This is a genomic window from Flavonifractor sp. An100, assembly GCF_002161175.1.
In the GTDB taxonomy this organism is placed as follows: Bacteria; Bacillota; Clostridia; order Oscillospirales; family Oscillospiraceae; genus Lawsonibacter.
This window is the reverse complement of sequence record NZ_NFMA01000001.1, coordinates 132,738-152,595: the sequence shown is the minus strand read 5'-3', so window position 1 is coordinate 152,595 and position 19,858 is coordinate 132,738. Positions and strand designations below refer to the sequence as shown.

Below are 19,858 nucleotides of genomic sequence, written 5' to 3'. Positions count from 1 at the left end.
TTGATTCGCATAACGACATTATCCGGGTTTTTCTTTGGAATGTCAAGCCATTCTTCCCTACATTCTTTCTTTGCACATCAGGGATTGTCCGTTTTCATTTTTGAGCAACAAACTATACATAACACAGCCCTTTTTCAATGTTTACTTTCTTTTTTATCGCTGTATCCTCTCATGGACATTTCAAATCAGTCATGGTATGGTAATAGAAACAGAGTGGTTTCCCGTTGCGTCCCTCTACAACAGAAACGCATGAGCTGTCTTTGTTTGAGGCATGCTATCTTCCTGCCCAGCGAAAACGAGTGCCCTCTTTCGCAGGTTCAATGTTTTCTCCCCCACCATCTCAAACGGGAAAGGAGCCATTATTTTATGAATGCACCCCCTTCTAACCTCAACCCCTTCCACGCCGGTTGCAGCGCTCTGAGCTGGGAGACCCAGGACCACAAGCACCTGCTGGGCCGCAACTATGATTTCAGCCGCCTAGCCCAGGGCAGCCAGGTCATCTATCTCCCCCAAAACACCGAGTACTATACCTGCGGCTCCCCCATGGAGCACAACGCCCAGCCGGAGCACCGCCGCACCTCCTCCTACGCCTGCGGCGGAATGGGACTGCTCATCCCCTCCTCTCCCATTCTCTATGAGGGCATAAATGAGATGGGCCTGATGGGCGGACAGCTCTACTACCGGGAATTTGCCTGCTACCCCGAGGTGCCCCGTCCCGGCACTGTCCCTCTCCAGCCCCCCTTTCTGGTCTACCATCTGCTGTCTCAATGCGCCACGGTAGACGAGGCCGCGGCCATGCTGGAGGAGGAGACCACCCTGGTGGCCCTCCCCTTTATGGGTACAGTCCCGCCCCTCCACTGGGCCTTTTCCGACCGCACCGGGGAGACGATGATCATCGAGCCCGACCAGGACGGCCTGCACATCTACCGCCGTTCCCTGGGCGTGATGACCAACAGCCCCGGCTACTCCTGGCACCGCCTCAACCTGCTCAACTACGCCGGCATCCGGGACCTGGACTACGCCGAGCTGGATATGGGCAGCGAGACCCTGTCCCAGTGCTTCTCCGGCAGCGGCGCCCAGGGCCTGCCCGGAGACTGGAGCTCCCCCTCCCGCTTTGTCCGTCTGGCCTTTTTGAAAAAGCTGGGGGTAAAGGGCACAGACGAGGCTTCGGGCGTGGCCAATCTCTTCCACCTCCTCCAGAGTGCCGCCTTCCCCCTGGGCATGGTCCGGGTCACCCATCAGGGGCACATCACAGATCTGGATCAGGGGGTCAGCCCCTACGACTACACCGTGTACACCAGCGTGATGTGTGCAGAATCCCTGCGCTTTTACTGGACCAGCTACGAAAACCAGCGGGTACAGTATATCGACCTGCACCACCTGTCCAAGACCAACCAGCCTGCCGCCTTTGAATTGGACCGCGCCCCCGACTTTTTGTGCCGAAGCCAGCCCTGATTTTGCTCGTTTGTCTCCATTTCCCCAGATCCGGACGCTTTTCCTCTTGCAAAGCGTCCCGATCTGTGCTATAAATAACGGTAGCCAAATGTGAAGAACGGGAAAATAGCGCCCTACGGCTCATCAGAGAGAGGCGGTCACCGGCTGAAAGCCGCCTTGGAGCATCGCGCGCTTGGTTCGCCCGGGAGCGGCCCCCGAGAGGGGGACGGGTTTCTCCGCCGTTATCGGAGTACACGAGTGCGCGCCTGCCTGTGGGCGCGAATCCGGGTGGTACCGCGGAAGGGTTGCCTTTCGTCCCAGATTTGTGGGACGGAGGGCTTTTTTCTTTGTCCCTGAAAAGGAGGTTTCTCATGGAAGAACAGCAGGACCGTTGCCCCCATTGCGGCAGCGACGACTTGAAGCGGTACAAGCAGACCGGCTACGGCCAGGTTTACCCGATGAAGGGCATATTGCGGATTGGTGGTCAAACCCTCATCCACCTGATCTGCCGCCGATGCGGAACCGTGGTGCGCTCCTATGTGGAACACCCGGAGACGCTGGAATAAAAAATCCAACTTTTAAAAGGAGTTTTTATCATGAAAGAACAGTTAGCCAAGATCCGCTCCGAGGCCCTGGCGGCCTTTGCCCAGGCCCCGGATTCCGCGGCCCTGGACGCCCTGCGGGTACAGTATCTGGGCAAAAAGGGCGAACTGACCGCCGTGCTCAAGCAGATGGGCAAGCTCTCCGCCGAGGAGCGCCCCGCCATGGGACAGCTGGCCAACGAGGTCCGTGCCGCCCTGGAGCAGGCCCTGGAGGAGCAGGGCAAGCAGCTGGAGGCCAAGGCCCTGGGGGACCGGCTCAAGGCCGAGACCCTGGACATCACCGTCCCCGGCAAGCCGGTGAAGACCGGACACCGCCACCCCATGTATATTGCTCTGGATGAGATCAAGGAGATCTTCATCGGCATGGGCTTCACCGTTCTGGACGGCCCTGAGGTGGAACTGGCCTCCTACAACTTTGACAAGCTCAACGCCGAGGAGGGCCACCCCTCCCGGGATTGGTCGGACACCTTCTACTTCGACGAGGACAGCCGGGTCATGCTCCGCTCCCAGACCAGCCCCATGCAGGTCCGGGCCATGGAGACCATGCCCCTGCCCATCCGCATCATTGCCCCCGGCCGTGTTTACCGCAAGGACGAGGTGGACGCCACCCACTCCCCCATGTTCCACCAGGTGGAGGGTATGGTCATCGACAAGAACGTCACCATGGCCGACCTGAAGGGTACTCTGAACACCGTAGTGGAGAAGCTCTACGGCCAGGGCACCAAGACCCGCTTCCGTCCCCACCACTTCCCCTTCACCGAGCCCTCCTGCGAGATGGACGTGCAGTGCCACAAGTGCGGCGGCGTGGGCTGCCCCACCTGTAAGGGTGAGGGCTGGATCGAGCTGCTGGGCGCCGGAATGATCCATCCCCGGGTGCTGGAGATGAGCGGCATCGACCCCAACGAGTATTCCGGCTGGGCCTTCGGCATCGGCCTGGAGCGTACCGCCATGCGCCGGTTCAAGATCGCCGACCTGCGGCTGATCTTCGAAAACGACGTGCGCTTCCTGGAGCAGTTCTAAGCTCCCGTCAATCTTTGATTCTGCCGGAATGGGGACCGTCCCCTTCCGTGATTCCAATATGAAGGAGTTTTCGATATGAATTTATCTCGTAAATGGCTGGGCGAGTTTGTCACCGTGGATGCGGGAGACAAGGAATTTGCCGAGGCCATGACCCTCTCCGGCTCCAAGGTAGAGGTCACCTATGACCTGGGAGCGGAGATTTCCAACGTAGTGGTAGGCCGCATCCTGTCCATGGAGCGCCACCCCGACTCCGACCACATGTGGGTGTGCCAGCTGGACGTGGGCCAGGCGGAACCCATTCAGATCGTCACCGGCGCCTGGAACATCCACCCCGATGACCTGGTCCCCGTGGCCCTCCACAAGTCCACCCTCCCCGGCGGCAAAAAGATCGAAAAGGGCAAGCTGCGGGGCGTGGTCTCCAACGGCATGATGTGCGGCCTGTACGAGCTGGGCCTGGATGAGCGGGACTTCCCCTACGCCGTCATCACCCCCGCCGCCATTCTGGGGGACTATCACCCCCTGGACAAGGACAAGCCCTCCATCCCCGCCGACATTCAGCCCGGCTACAAGATTTTCGGCAGCGTGGTATGCGCCCGCATCACCGCCGTTACCGCCAATGGACAGGGCGGCTACACCGCCGCCTGCGAGGTAGACAGCGGCTCTGTCTCTGTGTCCACCGTCTGCCCCAACCTCCACGCCGGAGATCTGGTGGCCCTAGACACCAAAAAGAGCCACATCTGCACCCTGGAGGACCTCCACGCCCAGCAGGCCGAGTTCCCCCACTGCATCCCCGACGGCATTTTCATCCTCCACGAGGAATGCAAGCCCGGCGACGACATCAAGCCCATCATTGGTGCGGATGACCACGTGGTAGAGTTTGAGATCACCCCCAACCGTCCCGACTGCCTGTCCGTCATCGGCCTGGCCCGGGAGGCTGCCGCTACCTTCAACGTGCCTCTGACGCTCCACCAGCCCCAGGTGAAGGCGGAGGGCGAGGGCAACCTGATGGAGCTGCTGGATGTGGAGACCCCCGCCGCCGACCTGTGTCCTCGGTACACCGCCCGGATGGTGCGCAATGTGAAGATCGCCCCCTCTCCCAAGTGGATGCGGGAGCGGCTGCGTGCCATGGGGGTGCGACCCATTAACAACATTGTGGACATCACCAACTACGTTATGCTGGAGTATGGCCAGCCCATGCACGCCTTCGACTACCGCTACGTGAAGGGCGGCAAGATCATCGTCCGCCGGGCGGAGGAGGGCGAGGAGCTCACCACCCTGGACGGCCAGGTGCGCAAGCTCACCGCCAACCATCTGGTCATTGCCGACGAGCACCGGGCCGTGGGCCTGGCCGGCATCATGGGCGGACTGAACAGTGAGATTGTCTCCGACACGGTGGACGTGGTCTTTGAGTCCGCCTGCTTTGACGGCACCTGCATCCGCAAGGGCGCTCTGGCTCTGGGTATGCGGACTGAGGCCTCTGCCAAGTTCGAGAAGGGCCTGGACCCCCTGAACACCCTCCCCGCGGTGGACCGGGCCTGTGAACTGGTGGAGCTGCTGGGGGCCGGCGAGGTGCTGCCCGGCACCATTGATATCCTCAACTACGTGCCCCAGCCCCGTACCATCACCATGGATCCCGACCGGATCAATGCCCTGCTGGGCACCGACATCCCGGCGGTGGACCAGTACCAGTATCTGGAGCGGGTGGACATCGTCACCCAGGATAAGAGTTTCCCCAACGGCCCTGCCCCTGTGGTCATCCCCTCTTGGCGGGCTGACGTGGTAGGCATTGCCGACCTGGCGGAAGAGGTGGCCCGGTTCTACGGCTACAACAAGATCCCCACCACCCTTATGCGTGGCCAGACCACCCTGGGCGGTTACTCCCAGGAGGAGCAGCTGGAGCGGCAGATCGGTGCCATGTGCCGTACCATGGGCTATGATGAGATCATCACCTACTCCTTCATCTCCCCCACCTGCTACGACAAGATCCGCTGGCCGGAGAACGATCCCCGGCGGGAGTCCTTTAAAATCCTCAACCCCCTGGGTGAGGACACCTCCATCATGCGCACCACGGTCCTGCCCTCCATGCTGGAAATTCTGACCCGGAACTACAACTTCCGCAACCAGAATGTCCGTCTCTACGAGGTGGGCCGCATCTATCTGCCCGGCGGCAAGGACGGTTTGGCTGTAGAAAACAAGATTCTCTCCATGGGCGCCTACGGGGATGACATGGACTTCTACACCCTGAAGGGCTGTGTGGAGGCCGTGTTGAAGGACCTGCGGATTTCCGACATCTCCTTCGAAGTTCCCTCTCAGGTCAACCCCTCCTACCACCCCGGCCGCTGCGCCGACGTGTACGCCGGGGAACGCCGCATCGGCGTGATCGGCCAGATCCATCCCCTGGTGGCACAGAACTACGGGGTAGACGCCCAGTTCTACTGTGCGGAGCTGGAGCTCAACGAACTTCTGTGCTCCAAGGGCCCCGATCCCGAGTACGTCCCCCTGCCCAAGTTCCCCGCTGTCACCCGGGACATTGCCGTGGTGTGCGACGAGGCTGTCACCGTGGGCCAGCTGGAAAAGGCCATCCGCAAGGGGGCCAAGGGGCTGCTGAAGAACTGCGCCCTCTTCGATATCTACCGGGGCAAGGGAGTCCCCGAGGGCAAGAAGAGCGTGGCCTTCAACCTGGTACTCCGGGCGGACGACCGCTCCCTCACCAGTGAGGAGGCCGACCAGGATGTCAAGTCCATCCTGGAGACCCTGGAACAGGAGTGCGGCGCCGTTCTGCGCTAAACAAACAGGTAGGGCCCGCGGCACTGCATTTGCCGCGGGCCCCTTTTTCATTGCTGCGGATTCCATCCGCATTACCCTATGATTGGAGGAGAACCCATGATCCGTTTGGAATGCGACTATGCCACCGGAACCCACCCCAAAATCTTGCAGCGGCTGGCGGCATGGAATCTGGAGGAAAATCCCGGCTACGGTCTGGATCCCCACTGTGACCGGGCCCGGGCTCTGCTCCGGGAGCTATGCCAGGCCCCGGACGCCGACGTCCACTTTTTGGTGGGCGGGACCCAGACCAACACCACGGTGATCGCCGCCGCTCTACGCCCCTGGCAGGGCGTGCTCTGCGCCCAGACCGGCCACATCAACGTCCATGAGAGCGGGGCCATTGAGTCCACCGGTCACAAAGTCCTCCCCATCCCCTCCTCTGACGGCAAACTGACCGCCGGACAGATCGAAGAGGCCTGCCGGTCCTACCAGGAGGACCCCACTGCTGAACACACCGTCCAGCCCGCCATGGTCTACCTCTCCCACCCCACTGAGTTGGGAACAGTATATACAAAAGCGGAGCTGGAGTCCATCCACACCGTAACCCGCCGGTGGGGCCTGACCCTCTTTCTGGATGGGGCCCGGCTGGTCTACGGCCTGGCCGCCTCCGACCTCACCCTTCCAGATCTTGCCCGACTGTGTGACGTCTTTTACCTGGGAGGCACTAAGGCAGGCACCCTCTTTGGCGAGGCGGTTGTCATTACCCTGGACGCCCTCAAGCCCGGCTTCCGCTCCCTGATCAAACAGAGGGGCGGGATGCTGGCCAAGGGATGGCTGCTGGGGGTACAGTTTGAAATGCTGCTGGAGGATGGTCTGTATAAAGAAATCGGGCGCCAGGCCGTGGAGCAGGCAAAACTTCTGTCTAACGCCTTCCAGGCCAAGGGCTGTCCTCTTCTAGTCCCTACCCAATCCAATCTGCTCTTTCCCATTCTTCCTGACCGAGTGCTCCCCACTTTAGGTGAGAAATATTCCTGGAGTTTTTGGTCTAAGCCCGATCCAGACCACACCGCAGTGCGCTTCTGCACCAGCTGGTCCACCCGGGATGAGGACCTACAAGCCCTGATTCAGGACCTGGAGGCTCTGTGAGAGCAAGATGAAAACCGGCCGGACTTGGAGCTCCAAGTCCGGCCGGTTTTTGTTTCTTATTCCTTGTTTCCCTTCATCAGCAGGTACATGACTGCTTTCTGGGCATGGAGACGGTTCTCCGCCTCGTCAAAGATCTCCTGGGCATGGGCCTCGAAAACCTCAGCGGTGATCTCCTCCCCCCGGTGGGCAGGCAGGCAGTGCTGCACCATACATCCGGGGTTGGTGAGGGCCATGAGCTCCTCGTTGACCTGATAGCCCTCGAAGGCCTTGGCCCGCACGGCACGCTCCTCCTCCTGGCCCATGGAGGCCCACACGTCGGTGAACACCGCGTCGGCCCCCACCGCCGCCTCTTGAGGCGTGCGGACCAGAGAGAACCGGAAGTTGGGATCGCTCTTGGCAAATTCCAGTACCTGGGGATCGGGATCATACCCCTCGGGGCAGGCCACCGACACCTCCATGCCGCACTTCAGGCCGCCCACGATGAGGGAGTTGGCCATGTTGTTGCCGTCACCGATGTAGCACAGCTTCAGTCCCTTCAAAATGGCCTTGTGCTCCCGGATGGTCATCAGATCAGCCAGCACCTGGCAGGGGTGGCAGAAGTCGGTTAGACCATTGATGATGGGGATGCGGGCGTACTTGGCCAGCTCCTCCACCTCCTTCTGCGCGAAGGTGCGGATCATGATACCGTCACAGTAGCGCTCCAGCACCCGGGCGGTGTCCTCCACCGGCTCTCCCCGTCCGATCTGACTCTCCTTCCCGGACAGGAACAGGGCGTGGCCTCCCAACTGGAACATTCCGGTCTCGAAGGATACCCGGGTCCGGGTGGAGTTTTTCTCGAAAATCATCGCCAGGGTCTTGCCCTTCAGGTAGTCGTGGGGAATCCCGTGCTTCTGGTTATACTTCAGCTGGTCGGCGGTATTGAGGATCTTGTCGATGTCCTCCCCCGTCAGGTCCAGCAGTTTCAACAGGTCTTTTGTCATTTCCTATACACTTCCTTACACGCCGGACTGTTTACTTCTCAGCCAAGGGTATTCTTCAAAATGGCCAGACCCTTGTCCATCTCCTCCTTGGTCGCCACCAGAGGAGGCAACAGACGCAGGCCGGGGCCGGCGGTGAGGATGAGCAGTCCGCTTTCAATGAGCTTGGTGGCCAACTCCTTGTTGGTCTTGTCTCCCTTGACCTCGATACCGATCATCATACCCATGCCCCGGGTGGCACCCAGGCAGGGCAGGTCCATGGCCTCGATCTGGGAGCGGAGGTACTCCCCCTTCTCCTGAACCTGGGCCAGGAAGGCGTCGTCAATGGTGTCCAGCACATAGTTGGCCGCGGCGGCGGCGATGGGGTTGCCGCCAAAGGTGGTGCCATGGGTGCCGGCCGTGAAGACGTTGCGGCACTTCTCGTTGGCCATGACCCCACCGAAGGGCAGACCGCCGGCAATGCCCTTGGCAAAGGACACCACGTCGGGCTGGATGCCGTACTGCTGGAAGGCAAACAGGGAGCCGGTACGGCCCACACCGGTCTGGACCTCGTCGATGAGGAGCAGCCAGTCCCGCTTGGCGCACAGCTCAGCTACCTTTGTTACAAACTCCTGGTCCAGAGGCAGCACACCGCCCTCACCCTGGATGAGCTCAAACATCACGCCGCACACGTCGTGGCCCGCCACCGCCTCCACGCTGTCCAGATCGTTGGCGTCAGCATAGCGGAACCCCTCGGTGAAGGGGAAGAAGTAGTCATGGAACTTATCCTGGCCGGTAGCCGCCAGGGTGGTGATGGTACGGCCATGGAAGGAGTTGTGGAGGGTGATAATAGTGCCCCGGCCCTTGCCGTACTTGTCGTAGGAATACTTACGGGCCAGCTTGATCATGGCCTCGTTGGCCTCGGCACCGGAGTTGGCAAACATCACGTTGGACATTCCCGTCCGGGTGCACAGCTTCTGGGCCACCTGGGCATAGGGCTGGGAATAAAAGAGGTTGGAGATGTGGCCCAGCTTGGCGGCCTGGTCGGACACCGCCTGGACCCAGCCCTCGTCGGCATAGCCCAGGGAACATACCCCGATACCGGAGGTGAAGTCAATATACTCCTTTCCCTCCCCATCCCACACCGTAGCACCCTTGCCGTGGTCGATGCCCACGGGGAAACGGCCGTAGCACTGCATCACATATTGCTCGTCCAGGGCCTTCAATTCTTCATAGTTCATATGCCTTTCCTCTCTTCTCTACGAAATGGAAGTGGTCCTTCAGCCCACCAGCATGGTGCCGATACCCGCGTCGGACAGCAGCTCGATGAGGATGGAGTGGGCCACCCGGCCGTCCAGAATAGTGGCCGACTTGACGCCGGAGCGCACCGACTCCACACAGCAATCGATCTTGGGGATCATACCACCGGTGATGACCCCCTCCCGGATCAGGGCAGGGACGGAGGAGAGCTGTAGTTCAGAGATGAGGGTGGACTCGTCCTTGGGGTCCCGGAGTAGGCCGCGCACATCGGTGAGAAGGATGAGCTTTTCCGCCTTCAGGGCAGTGGCCAGCTTGGCGGCAGCGGTGTCGGCGTTAATGTTGTAGGAGACCGGCTCATCCACGCCCTGGGCCACCGAGGAGACCACGGGAATATAACCCATGTTCAACGCATCGGTGACCACCGTGGGGTCAGTCTGGGTGATTTCGCCCACCTGGCCGTACTTCTCGTCCAGCTTCACCGCCTTAAACAGGCCGCCGTCCATGCCACTCAGGCCGATGGCCCGGCCACCGGTGCGGTTGATGGTGGCCACCAGGTCCTTGTTCACCCGGCCGCAGAGGATCTGCTGCACCACATCCATGGTCTCCTCGTCGGTGTAGCGCAGACCGTCCACAAACTTGGATTCCTTGCCAATCTTCTTGAGCATCTCGCTGATCTCCGGGCCGCCCCCGTGGGCCACCACCACCCGGATACCTACCAGGCTGAGCAGCACGATATCGGAAATGACGGCGTGGCGCAGCTCCTCAGAAATCATGGCGTTGCCGCCGTACTTCACCACTACGGTTTTCCCGGAATACTTCTGGATGTAGGGCAGGGCCTCTGCCAGCACGTGGGCCCGATCGACTTCATTAAAAGACATATCCATTTCCTCCTGGTCGTAATTTTTTCCTTGGGGATCAGGTGCGGTAGTCTCCGTTGATTTTTACATAGTCATAGGTCAAATCGCAGCCCCAGCACTCGGCGCTCTCGTCTCCCTCATGCAGGTCCACCGCGATGATCACTTCCTCCTGGCTGAGGATCTCCTTGGCCTTCTCCTCGTCGAAGTCCAGGCCGTCCCCCTGCTTGCACACTAGGATCTCCCCCGCCTTGGAGCAGAAGGACACATCCACATGCTCAGGGCGGAAGGGGGCCTTGGAGTAGCCCATGGCGCACAGCACACGGCCCCAGTTGGCGTCGGCGCCGAACATGGCCGCCTTCACTAGGGCGGAGCCCACCACCGCCTTGCTCAGGCGCTCGGCGCTCTCCTCGCTGCGGGCTCCGGTCACCTTGCAGGTGACCAGACGGGTGGCACCCTCGCCGTCCCCGGCGATGGCCCGGGCCAGATAGCGGCAGACATGGTCCAGAGCGGCCTTGAAGGTCTCGTAGTCCTCGTCCTTCCACTCCACCAGGGGGTTGCCCGCCATGCCGTTGGCCAGCAGCAAACAGGTATCGTTGGTAGAGGTGTCTCCGTCCACGGTGACCCGGTTGAAGGTTTTGGACACCACCTCATGGAGGGCATCGGAGAGCATCTCCTGGGTGATGGCGCAGTCGGTGGTAAGGAAGGCCAGCATGGTGCCCATGTTGGGATGGATCATGCCGGAGCCCTTGGCGATGGCCCCGATTTTGACCTCCTTCCCGCCCAGGGTAAAGGAGACGGCGATCTCCTTTTTAGCGGTATCGGTGGTCATAATGGCCTTGGCCGCGGCGTCGGAGCCGTCCTTGGACAGGGCGGCGGCTACCTTGGGCATTCCGGCCTGGATGGCAGAGATGTTGATGGTCTGGCCAATGACTCCGGTGGAGGCTACGGCAAAGTCCCCCGCCTCCCGACCGGTGGCGTCGGCAGCGGCCTGGCACATGGCCAGGGCGTTCTCATGGCTCAGGGGGCAGCAGGCGTTGGCGTTGCCGCTGTTGGCTACGATGCCCCACACCACCCCGTTTTCCAGGTGGTCCATGGTGACATAGATGGGTGCGGCCTTTACCCGGTTGAGGGTGTACACACCGGCGGCGGTACACTCCTTCTCGGACAAAATCAGGGCCAGATCGTTTTTATCCGGGCTGCTGCTGGCCTTGACGCCGCAGTGGATGCCGGCAGCCTGAAAGCCCTGGGCGGCACATACGCCGCCGGAAATCTCTTGCAGCTTCATGGTTTCCACTCCTCTTATTGTTTCGGGCTCTTACAGGCTGAGACCGGTGGTCTCGTCAAAGCCCAGCATGATATTCATATTCTGCACCGCAGCTCCAGAGGCCCCCTTGCCCAGGTTGTCAAACTGGGCAGTGATCATGGTCTGACCCTCGTGGCCGCTGACGGTGAGCTCCAGATAGTCCTTCCCCGCCAGGGCGTTGGTGGCCAACCGGGGAGTGCTCCCGCCGAAGGGAGCCACCTTTACCATCTTCTGGCCGTCATAGTAGGAACAGAGCATGTCGTAGATGTCCTGGGCGGTGGGAGTGCCGTTGAGCATCCCGTTTTGCAGCAGGATGGAAGTGGCCATGCCCTTATACACGTCGCCCAGGATGGGGGCGAAGAGGGGGGGCTGGGTCAGCCCGGCCAGCTTCTGCATCTCAGGCAGGTGCTTATGCTTCAGGCCGGTGGCGTAGATATTGGGGGAGTCCAGCAGGACGCTGCGGCTAGGGTCCTCAAACTCCGCGATCATCTTCTTGCCTCCGCCAGAATAGCCGGTGAGAGAGAAGCAGGTGATGGGGTAGTCCTTGGGCAGCACCCCAAGCTGGGACAGGGGCGCCGCACCAGCCAAAAAGCCGGTGGCATGGCAGCCGGGGTTAGCCACCCGGGCTGCCGTCTGAATGCGCTGGCGCTGGCCGGGCAGCAGCTCGGCAAAGCCGTACACCCATCCATCTGTCGTACGGTGGGCGGTGGAGGCGTCAATGACCCGGGTGTGGTCATTGTCAATGAGGGACACGGCCTCAATGGCCGCCGCGTCGGGCAGGCACAGGAAGACCAGATCGGCGGCATTCAGGAACTTCTTTCGCTCCTGGGTATCCTTGCGCTTATCCTCGTCGATGAGCAGCAGCTCGATATCATCCCGGGAGCCCAGGCGCTCGTAAATCTGCAGGCCGGTGGTGCCTTCCTTGCCGTCGATATATACCTTCGGTTTGTTCATAGTGTCCTCCTGCTCTCTAAAAATTATGGTTGGGCCGTCCCTGGGCGGGACGGCCGTCTTTCTTCCGTTTGCTGCCGGACCGTTTGGGGAAATTATACCCGATGTCCGTCTACAAACTCCTCGATCAATTTAATCTGGGTCTGGACAGAGTCCTTGGAGGGACCGCCGTATACCTTCCGCTCGTTAACGCAGGTCTTCAGGGCCAGGGCGTCATACACATCCTCGTCAAAGAGGGAGGAGATGGCCCTAAAGTCCTTCAGTGTGAGGGTATCCAGGGTGTCCCCCGTCTTGATGCACAGGTTGACCAGACGGCCTACGATCATGTAGGCCTCCCGGAAGGGCAGGCCCTTCTTGGTCAGGTAGTCGGCGCAGTCGGTGGCGTTGATGAAGCCGCCGGCGGCCGCCTTGGCCATGTTCTTGGGCCGCACCGTCAGGGTGTCCACCATGGCGGCAAACACCGGCAGGCACAGCTCCACGGTGTCCACCGCGTCGAACAGGGCCTCCTTGTCCTCCTGCATGTCCTTGTTGTAGGCCAGGGGGAGGGACTTCATCATGGTCAGCAGAGTGACCAGGGAGCCATACACCCGGCCCGTCTTGCCCCGGACCAGCTCGGCCACGTCGGGGTTCTTCTTCTGGGGCATGATGGAGGAACCAGTGGAGTAGGCATCGTCCAGGTCCACATACTTAAACTCCCAGGAGCACCACAGCACGATCTCCTCAGAGAAGCGAGAGAGGTGCATCATCAAGATGGACAGATCGGACAGCAACTCGATGGCATAGTCCCGGTCGGAGACGGAGTCCATGGAGTTGTCGGTGGGCTTGGCAAAGCCCAGGGCCTGGGCGGTGGCGAAGCGGTCCAGGGGGTAGGTGGAGGTGGCCAGGGCGCCGGCGCCCAGAGGGCACTCGTCCAGCCGCTGCAAACAGTCCTCCAGACGGGTAACGTCCCGCTTGAACATGTTGGCGTAGGCCATCATGTAGTGGGCAAAGGTGGTGGGCTGGGCCCGCTGCAGGTGGGTATAGCCCGGCATCACCGTGTCCAGGTTGTCCTTAGCCTTCTTCACCAGCACCTCTTCCAGGTTCAAAATGGCCTTGATGATGGTGGGGATCTCCTGCTTGACGTACAGACGGGTATCCACCGCCACCTGGTCATTTCGGCTGCGGCCGGTGTGCAGGCGCTTGCCCGCGTCCCCGATGCGCTGGGTGAGCAGCGCCTCGATATTCATGTGGATGTCCTCGTTGTCCAGGGAGAACTCCACCTTGTCGTCCTCAATATCCGCCAGAATGGCCTTCAGGCCCTCCACGATCTTCTCCGCCTCGTGCTCCTCGATGATCCCCTGCTTGCCCAGCATCTGGGCGTGGGCAATGGAACCGGCGATGTCCTGCCGGTACAGCCGGGCATCAAAGCCGATGGAGGAGTTGAAGTCATTTACCAGGGTATCGGTCTCCTTCTGGAACCGTCCTGCCCATAGCTTCATATGATCCGCTCCTATTCCGCAACGGGCGGCCAGAGGCCGCCCGTTGATTTTGTATTCAATCTTATTTCAGCTTTCCCTGCTCCCGCAGCGCCTGAACGGTGTCGGGCAGGCCCCAGAGGTTGATGAAGCCGGTGGCATCATCCTGGTTGTAGTCGCTCTCCTCAAAGGTGACCAGATTCTCGGAGTACAGGGTCTCAGGAGAGGTGACGGAGGAGGTGATGATGTTGCCCTTGTAGAGCTTCAGCTTCACCTGTCCGGTGACGTGCTTCTGGGTGTCCACGGCGAAGGCCTGAAGGGCCTCCCGCAGGGGGGTGAACCACTTGCCGTTGTACACCAGGTCGGCAAAGTCCACCGCCAGCTTGCTCTTCATGTGCTTGGTATCCTTGTCGATGGTGATCATCTCCAGCACCTCATGGGCCCGGTAGAGGATGGTGCCGCCCGGAGTCTCGTACACGCCCCGGTCCTTCATGCCCACCAGACGGTTCTCCACGATGTCCAGCAGACCGATGCCGTTCTCCCCGCCCAGCTTATTGAGCTTGCGGATGATGTCGCTGGCCTTCATCTTCTCCCCGTCGATGGCCACGGGCCAGCCCTTCTCAAAGTCCAGGGTCACATAGGTGGCCTTGTCGGGGGCCATGGCCGGAGACACGCCCATCTCCAAAAAGCCGGGCTTATCATACTGGGGCTCGTTGGCCGGGTCCTCCAGGTCCAGGCCCTCGTGGGACAGGTGCCACAGGTTCTTGTCCTTGGAGTAGTTGGTCTCCCGGCTGATCTTCAGGGGGACGTTGTGGGCCTCGGCGTAGTCGATCTCCTCGTCACGGCCCTTGATGTCCCACTCCCGCCAGGGAGCGATGATCTTCATCTCAGGGGCAAAGCGCTTGATGGCCAGCTCAAAACGGACCTGGTCATTGCCCTTGCCGGTGCAGCCGTGGCAGATGGCGTCGGCTCCCTCCTGCTTGGCAATCTCCACCAGCCGCTTGGCAATGATGGGACGGGCAAAGGCGGTGCCCAGCAGGTAGTCCTCGTACTTGGCGCCCATCATCATAGAGGGGATGATAACCTCATCCACCATCTCGTCCGTCAGGTCCTCCACATACAGCTTGGAGGCTCCGGTCTTGATGGCCTTCTCCTCCAGGCCGTCCAGCTCGGTGCCCTGACCCACATCGCCGGAGACGGCGATGATCTCGGGATTATTGTAGTTCTCCTTCAGCCAGGGAATGATGATAGATGTATCCAGGCCGCCAGAGTAGGCCAGCACGACTTTTTTAATCTCAGACATGATCCAATTCCTCCATATGTATCCAGAGCCGCAGTCCAGCACACCGTCCCGGAGGAACCGCGGTTCCTGCCGCCCTTGGTTCAGTGCTGTCAGTCTATCACTCTTCGGCCAGAATTGCAAGCCCTGGTTCGTATTATTATCCACAAAATTTTCAGTTCTTTCCATCTATTTTTGCTTATTTTGAATATTATTCATTTTTTAGTGGAATAAAATGAATATTCATTCTGTTTTACGCATAAAAACGGCCCGTCTATTGGACGGGCCGCAGGGAAACAGGATTGGTTTGTTATACCAAAGAAAATCCGTAGCTATTGGACAGGGCATCAATTTTTCTGCCGGCTGCGCACATGGGGCAGTTCTTGGGATCATGGGTGGCGTAATTGGGGATATCCTCTGGAGTAAACAGGCTATAGACAGGCACCTGGTCTACCTGCTCCTGGGTACTGAAAATAGATGCGATTCCCTGTACCCGTCCGCCGTAATACTCCACACATTCCAAACTGCGCCGGGCGGTTTTGCCAGAGTTGACGGTGGAGATCAGGATCAGAACGTCCTTATCTGCCACCATGGGGGCCAGATTATTCCGGAAGATAAGCTGACCATTGGAATCATATTCCGGCGTAACCACATTGATATTTTTATTGCTGTTCATGGCAAAAATATCATTTTTCGCTAAGTGACGGGCCAGGAACGCTCCAATGACCTCGCTGCCATCTAGGCATACCACGGTGTCCACTCCCTTTTCGTAGGAGTAACGCTGGGCCAGCATCATGGCGGCCTCCCGGGCCATAGTGTGCTCATGCTTCATACGAGTGATATCAATATAGTGACTGTTATGGGAATGGCGGGTTGCGAAATGACCGGAGTATACGGAGATTTCCAGCTTGGTGTTGAGTCTGTGCTGAATGACTGTTACGTTCATGACCATACCTCCTATCTGATACAAACTGCCTCACTTTCCATTTTCATCATACCATACCTGTTCAAACAATACAATATATCTCTCTATCTTTTCTTATTATTCAGACATTTTATCCATAAAAATACCGCTGAGAATAATCTCAGCGGTCATGTTCAGCCCTGCTCAATGGCGGTGGAGATGGCATCGAACACCGTATCCTGGTCCTGGCACATCACCATCAGAATGGTGCCATCCTCTAGGGTCTCCAGCTTGGCGTTTTTTGCCACCTCATATTGATCCTGGAGATACATCTCAAAATTTTGTTGCTGCCGATCAATATAATCCTGTAGGGCCTGCTTCACGGTCTCCGCCTTGTCCTGGGCAGGCATGATAGCGGCGATGCCATAGGCCTGCACATTCATCAGGGACATGCTAATGCCAAATGCCTCCATGTCCTCCGCCGCCAATCCCAGAGACTCCAGAATAATCTGGGATTGGTCCCCTTCCTGAGCCTGGGAGATCACCGGGTTATATTCCACCATCTCGCCGCCATTGTTGGTAATCGCATCGAAATATAGCTGAGTAAGCTCCTCGGGCGTTTTTGTGCTGGCGGTATTTCCTCCGCAGCCTACCAGAAGGCCCATGGTCAGGGCAAGCGCCAAAGTCAGCGTCCAAATCTTTTTCATTGGGTTAATTCTCCTTTTCTCATTTGGCCGTTTCAGACGTGTGTCACAGCCGTCTGATTTCTTTGACGACCATTTAAAAAGAAGGTTCCCCACTTTCCAGCAATTTTATCCAATCAAACAGTCAGGCGGTAGAATCCTCTGCCGCCTGATGACTTTTTCTCCAATCAAGGGAAGATCAGCCGCACTGTGGTGCCCTCTCCCAGGGTACTTTTCAGCTCTACTCTGGCATCATGAAGGGCAGCGCCATGTTTAACAATGGACAGGCCCAGGCCGGTACCGCCAATTTCTTTGGAGTGGCTCTTATCCACCCGATAAAAGCGCTCAAATACCCGCTCCTGATCCTCAGCCGGAATCCCAATGCCGTTGTCGGCCACCGTCACTTCGCCGCCGCTCTCTCCGGGAACCACAGACAGGGTAACGGTCCCTCCCTTGTGGTTATACTTTACAGCGTTGTCGCACAGGTTGTATACCATCTCCTCCAGTACAGAGGGCACCCCCTGCATAACCAGGGACGCCCCTGCCACCGCCAGGGTTACCCCTGCCTGCTTGGCCAGGGGCTGTAGGCGCTGCACGGTCTTCCGGGCCACTTCCAGCAGATCCACCTGTTCCCGCCGCAGATCCGTTCCACCCTCGTCCAGACGGGAGAGGTGAATAATATCCTCCACCAGGGCGATCAACCGCTGGCTCTCCTTGTAGATGTCGCCTGCAAAGCCAGGAACATCCTCCGGCTTTACCATGCCATTGCTGATGATCTCCGCCATACCTGAAATGGCGGTCAAAGGGGTTTTCAGCTCGTGGGAAACATTGGCGGTAAATTCCCGGCGCATCTTCTCCCCCTGCTCCCGCTCGGTAACATCCACCAGCACTAGTACCGCTCCGGCCACCTGATTGTCCCGGAAAACAGGGTCTGCCAACAGCTGGACGCACCGGCCCCCCCGGTCCAGGCGGCACTGATTCCGCACGCCCTGCAGCACCTGCTCTACGCTTTTGCGGAACGCATCTGTGCGGTCCAGCGCCAGCACATTAGCCTCCTCCGCCGGAGGCAGCACGCCCAGCAGACGCAGGGTACCGGTGTTATAGGAGAGAATATGTCCCTTTTGGTCCAGCAGCACAAAGCCCTCTGACATGTTCTCCGTCAGCGCCTCGAACTCCTGTCTGCGCTGGCCCATCAATTCCATCTGTCGGCCAATGGTATCATTCTGCCGGCGAATCCGGGTCAGCAGAGGGGCAAGCTCGTCATAGGTATCACAGTTCTCCGGGTGCTCCAAATCCAGCGCCAAAATGGGCTGGATCATGCGCTTGGACAGCCGGGAGGCCAGCACTGCGGCCAAAATCAGGGTGACCACCAGAATGATCAGTAGAGGCTGCACCATGGACAGCAGCAGCACCACCACGGTGTACTGGGCACTGGCCAGGCGGATCACCGTACCGTCCTCCAGCCGGCGGGCCACATAGAAGGTCTTCTCTGACAAAGTCGCCGACTCCCGGCGGGCCGTCCCCTGGGTCCCCAGCATGGCCTCCTGGATCTCCTCCCGGTCGGCGTGATTTTTCATTGTGGCCGGATCGGCCACGCTATCATATAGGACGGTCCCATCCTGATCAATCCAGGTAATTCGGCTGGAGGACTTCAGTCCATCCAGATAGTCCATTCCCATGGTCTCAACACCCTTGGCCACCAGCCAGGCCTCTGTCTCCAATTCCTCCGTCAGCTGGTTTCCAAAATATTGATACAGCACACCCATAAACAGGGCTACAGACAACAGGAACACCGAAATGCCCACCGCCATGGAATTACGAAAAATTTTCGCTGTCATATCGGACTCCTTATATTTTTAATTGGTCTATCCCGCCGCCTCAGGTTCCGGATATTTTGTAGCCGATGCCCCGCACCGTTTCAATGCAGTTTCCCGACTCCCCCAGCTTCTGCCTCAGCGTGCGGATGTGGACGTCTACCGTGCGGCTGGCGCCGTCAAACTCGTAGCCCCAAATGGTGTTGAGTAGCTGATCCCGGGTAAACACGGTCCCCTGCCGCTCCAGCAGCAGACACAGCAGTTGAAATTCCTTCAGGGTCAGGGTCACTTCCCGGTCTCCATCCCGAACAATGTGCCGGCCCGGGTCCACAAACAGCGCCCCCACCTGATAGGTACTGCCGTTTTCCTGGTTCTGACCGGCATGCCGCAGGGCGGTACGGATTCGAGCCATCAGCTCCATCATCCCAAAGGGTTTCGTTATGTAATCGTCCGCTCCCTCATCCAGCCCCAGCACCTTGTCATACTCGGTTCCCTTTGCTGTCAGCATCAGCACGGGGAGCTTCCGGGTGGAGGGATCGCTCCGCAGCCGCTTGAGCACCTGTAGGCCGTCCTCTTCCGGCAGCATAATATCTAACAGCGCCAAATCCGGTTTTTTCTCTTCCAGGGCAGCCCAAAAGGTGGATGGACGGTCAAAGCCTTCCGCCTCCATCCCCTGGCTGTTTAAGGTGTACACCACCAGCTTCCGGATACTGGCGTCATCCTCCAGAATATAGATCATGGCCTCTCCGGTCCTCCCTATCTCAAAATCCTGCGTTCTGTTGCGCTTTAATCATCCTCATATTGCCCCGTAATGGCATACTCTACCCACTGGGCAATGTTACAGGCGTGATCTCCGATGCGCTCAAAATACTTGGCGATCATCAGCATATCCAGACACACACTGCCATTCTTTCCCGAGGCGATCAGGCCGATCAGCTCCTCCCGAACCTGGAGGAACAGGTGGTCCAGAATGTCATCCTGAACAATGACGCTGTGTGCCAGCGCCAGATCGCCACGCACAAAGGCGTCTACGCTGTCTGTGACCATGGAAATGGCCTGCCGGGCCATCTCCTCCATGGGCACCTGGCTGGCCAGCTGGTTACTCTGGATGTCCCGGGCAATCTCCGCGATATCCGAGGCCTGGTCTCCAATGCGCTCCATGTCCGAAATCATCCGCATGGCCGCAGACACCGAGCGCAGATCCCGGGCCACCGGCTGCTGGCGCAGCAGCAGCTTCATGCACTGTCCTTCGATGTCCCGCTCCTTATGGTCAATTTCCTGCTCCAGCTGGCAGGCACGCTGGCCCAGCTCCCGGTCTGCCTCCAAATAGGCCTTGGTGGCGGCTGAAATGGCCTCCTCGCACAGAGCCCCCATCTTGATCAGCTCCACGTTCAGCTGCTCCAGCTGCTCGTTGAAGGTGTTTCTCATC

General features: G+C 59.3%; 17 protein-coding genes. 5 read left to right on the top strand and 12 right to left on the bottom strand.

The genetic code is table 11. The features are described from left to right. Positions 1–366: 366 nt before the first annotated feature. The 5 genes from B5E43_RS00730 (at position 367) to B5E43_RS00710 (ending at position 6,968) form a co-directional block, all read left to right on the top strand. Positions 367–1,455, top strand: coding sequence for a linear amide C-N hydrolase (locus B5E43_RS00730; protein WP_087392833.1), 1,089 nt, complete (start codon positions 367–369; stop codon positions 1,453–1,455). A 350-nt stretch (positions 1,456–1,805) separates the two neighbouring features. After that, on the top strand, positions 1,806–2,000 hold the full coding sequence (locus tag B5E43_RS00725) for a hypothetical protein (RefSeq protein WP_087392832.1): 195 nt from the start codon (positions 1,806–1,808) through the stop codon (positions 1,998–2,000). Positions 2,001–2,030: 30 nt separating this feature from the next. Beyond that, positions 2,031–3,056: a phenylalanine--tRNA ligase subunit alpha gene (gene pheS / locus B5E43_RS00720; protein ID WP_087392831.1), complete on the top strand. Its 1,026-nt coding sequence runs from the start codon at positions 2,031–2,033 to the stop codon at positions 3,054–3,056. 75 nt (positions 3,057–3,131) lie between these two features. Then, positions 3,132–5,843, top strand: a complete 2,712-nt coding sequence (gene pheT, locus B5E43_RS00715) for a phenylalanine--tRNA ligase subunit beta (protein ID WP_087392830.1) — start codon at positions 3,132–3,134, stop codon at positions 5,841–5,843. A 96-nt stretch (positions 5,844–5,939) separates the two neighbouring features. Next, positions 5,940–6,968 (top strand): aminotransferase class I/II-fold pyridoxal phosphate-dependent enzyme, encoded by a 1,029-nt coding sequence (locus B5E43_RS00710; protein WP_087392829.1) that lies wholly within the window; start codon positions 5,940–5,942, stop codon positions 6,966–6,968. Positions 6,969–7,024: 56 nt separating this feature from the next. Here the strand turns inward: B5E43_RS00710 and argF are convergent, their stop codons facing one another. The 12 genes from argF to phoU all read right to left on the bottom strand — a co-directional run bounded on the left by argF (position 7,025) and on the right by phoU (position 19,857). Further along, on the bottom strand, positions 7,025–7,948 hold the full coding sequence (gene argF, locus B5E43_RS00705) for an ornithine carbamoyltransferase (RefSeq protein ID WP_087392828.1): 924 nt from the start codon (positions 7,946–7,948) through the stop codon (positions 7,025–7,027). A 38-nt stretch (positions 7,949–7,986) separates the two neighbouring features. Further along, positions 7,987–9,165 carry an aspartate aminotransferase family protein gene (locus tag B5E43_RS00700; RefSeq protein WP_087392827.1) on the bottom strand — a complete coding sequence of 393 codons (1,179 nt, stop codon included), beginning with the start codon at positions 9,163–9,165 and terminating at the stop codon, positions 7,987–7,989. A gap of 39 nt (positions 9,166–9,204) precedes the next feature. Then, complete coding sequence (gene argB, locus B5E43_RS00695) at positions 9,205–10,062, bottom strand: acetylglutamate kinase (protein ID WP_087392826.1); 858 nt, start codon at positions 10,060–10,062, stop codon at positions 9,205–9,207. Between the two features lie 37 nt (positions 10,063–10,099). Continuing rightward, positions 10,100–11,326 carry a bifunctional glutamate N-acetyltransferase/amino-acid acetyltransferase ArgJ gene (gene argJ, locus B5E43_RS00690; RefSeq protein ID WP_343214256.1) on the bottom strand — a complete coding sequence of 409 codons (1,227 nt, stop codon included), beginning with the start codon at positions 11,324–11,326 and terminating at the stop codon, positions 10,100–10,102. 30 nt (positions 11,327–11,356) lie between these two features. Further along, positions 11,357–12,298: an N-acetyl-gamma-glutamyl-phosphate reductase gene (gene argC / locus B5E43_RS00685; RefSeq protein ID WP_087392825.1), complete on the bottom strand. Its 942-nt coding sequence runs from the start codon at positions 12,296–12,298 to the stop codon at positions 11,357–11,359. A 92-nt stretch (positions 12,299–12,390) separates the two neighbouring features. Continuing rightward, complete coding sequence (gene argH, locus B5E43_RS00680) at positions 12,391–13,773, bottom strand: argininosuccinate lyase (RefSeq protein ID WP_087392824.1); 1,383 nt, start codon at positions 13,771–13,773, stop codon at positions 12,391–12,393. A 61-nt stretch (positions 13,774–13,834) separates the two neighbouring features. Continuing rightward, complete coding sequence (locus tag B5E43_RS00675) at positions 13,835–15,052, bottom strand: argininosuccinate synthase (RefSeq protein WP_087392823.1); 1,218 nt, start codon at positions 15,050–15,052, stop codon at positions 13,835–13,837. Between the two features lie 286 nt (positions 15,053–15,338). After that, complete coding sequence (locus B5E43_RS00670; RefSeq protein WP_087392822.1) at positions 15,339–15,974, bottom strand: orotate phosphoribosyltransferase; 636 nt, start codon at positions 15,972–15,974, stop codon at positions 15,339–15,341. Between the two features lie 152 nt (positions 15,975–16,126). After that, positions 16,127–16,639, bottom strand: coding sequence for a DUF4358 domain-containing protein (locus tag B5E43_RS00665; RefSeq protein WP_087392821.1), 513 nt, complete (start codon positions 16,637–16,639; stop codon positions 16,127–16,129). A 164-nt stretch (positions 16,640–16,803) separates the two neighbouring features. Continuing rightward, the gene (locus B5E43_RS00660; RefSeq protein ID WP_087392820.1) at positions 16,804–18,453 is read right to left on the bottom strand and encodes an ATP-binding protein; all 1,650 of its coding nucleotides are present in this window, start codon (positions 18,451–18,453) and stop codon (positions 16,804–16,806) included. A 40-nt stretch (positions 18,454–18,493) separates the two neighbouring features. Then, on the bottom strand, positions 18,494–19,168 hold the full coding sequence (locus B5E43_RS00655) for a response regulator transcription factor (protein WP_087392819.1): 675 nt from the start codon (positions 19,166–19,168) through the stop codon (positions 18,494–18,496). A gap of 47 nt (positions 19,169–19,215) precedes the next feature. After that, entirely contained in the window at positions 19,216–19,857 is a 642-nt protein-coding gene (gene phoU, locus B5E43_RS00650) for a phosphate signaling complex protein PhoU (protein WP_087392818.1), read from the bottom strand. Position 19,858 lies beyond the last annotated feature (1 nt).

What these genes read in the sequence shown, in the direction of transcription:
- B5E43_RS00700 (WP_087392827.1), bottom strand. Translation starts at nt 9,165, where the DNA reads ATGAACTATGAAGAATTGAAGGCCCTGGACGAGCAATATGTGATGCAG.
- B5E43_RS00660 (WP_087392820.1), bottom strand. Translation starts at nt 18,453, where the DNA reads ATGACAGCGAAAATTTTTCGTAATTCCATGGCGGTGGGCATTTCGGTG.
- argC (WP_087392825.1), bottom strand. Translation starts at nt 12,298, where the DNA reads ATGAACAAACCGAAGGTATATATCGACGGCAAGGAAGGCACCACCGGC.
- B5E43_RS00725 (WP_087392832.1), top strand. Translation starts at nt 1,806, where the DNA reads ATGGAAGAACAGCAGGACCGTTGCCCCCATTGCGGCAGCGACGACTTG.
- B5E43_RS00710 (WP_087392829.1), top strand. Translation starts at nt 5,940, where the DNA reads ATGATCCGTTTGGAATGCGACTATGCCACCGGAACCCACCCCAAAATC.
- pheT (WP_087392830.1), top strand. Translation starts at nt 3,132, where the DNA reads ATGAATTTATCTCGTAAATGGCTGGGCGAGTTTGTCACCGTGGATGCG.
- phoU (WP_087392818.1), bottom strand. Translation starts at nt 19,857, where the DNA reads ATGAGAAACACCTTCAACGAGCAGCTGGAGCAGCTGAACGTGGAGCTG.
- B5E43_RS00655 (WP_087392819.1), bottom strand. Translation starts at nt 19,168, where the DNA reads ATGATCTATATTCTGGAGGATGACGCCAGTATCCGGAAGCTGGTGGTG.
- pheS (WP_087392831.1), top strand. Translation starts at nt 2,031, where the DNA reads ATGAAAGAACAGTTAGCCAAGATCCGCTCCGAGGCCCTGGCGGCCTTT.
- argJ (WP_343214256.1), bottom strand. Translation starts at nt 11,326, where the DNA reads ATGAAGCTGCAAGAGATTTCCGGCGGCGTATGTGCCGCCCAGGGCTTT.
- B5E43_RS00730 (WP_087392833.1), top strand. Translation starts at nt 367, where the DNA reads ATGAATGCACCCCCTTCTAACCTCAACCCCTTCCACGCCGGTTGCAGC.
- B5E43_RS00670 (WP_087392822.1), bottom strand. Translation starts at nt 15,974, where the DNA reads ATGAACGTAACAGTCATTCAGCACAGACTCAACACCAAGCTGGAAATC.
- argB (WP_087392826.1), bottom strand. Translation starts at nt 10,062, where the DNA reads ATGTCTTTTAATGAAGTCGATCGGGCCCACGTGCTGGCAGAGGCCCTG.
- argF (WP_087392828.1), bottom strand. Translation starts at nt 7,948, where the DNA reads ATGACAAAAGACCTGTTGAAACTGCTGGACCTGACGGGGGAGGACATC.
- B5E43_RS00665 (WP_087392821.1), bottom strand. Translation starts at nt 16,639, where the DNA reads ATGAAAAAGATTTGGACGCTGACTTTGGCGCTTGCCCTGACCATGGGC.
- argH (WP_087392824.1), bottom strand. Translation starts at nt 13,773, where the DNA reads ATGAAGCTATGGGCAGGACGGTTCCAGAAGGAGACCGATACCCTGGTA.
- B5E43_RS00675 (WP_087392823.1), bottom strand. Translation starts at nt 15,052, where the DNA reads ATGTCTGAGATTAAAAAAGTCGTGCTGGCCTACTCTGGCGGCCTGGAT.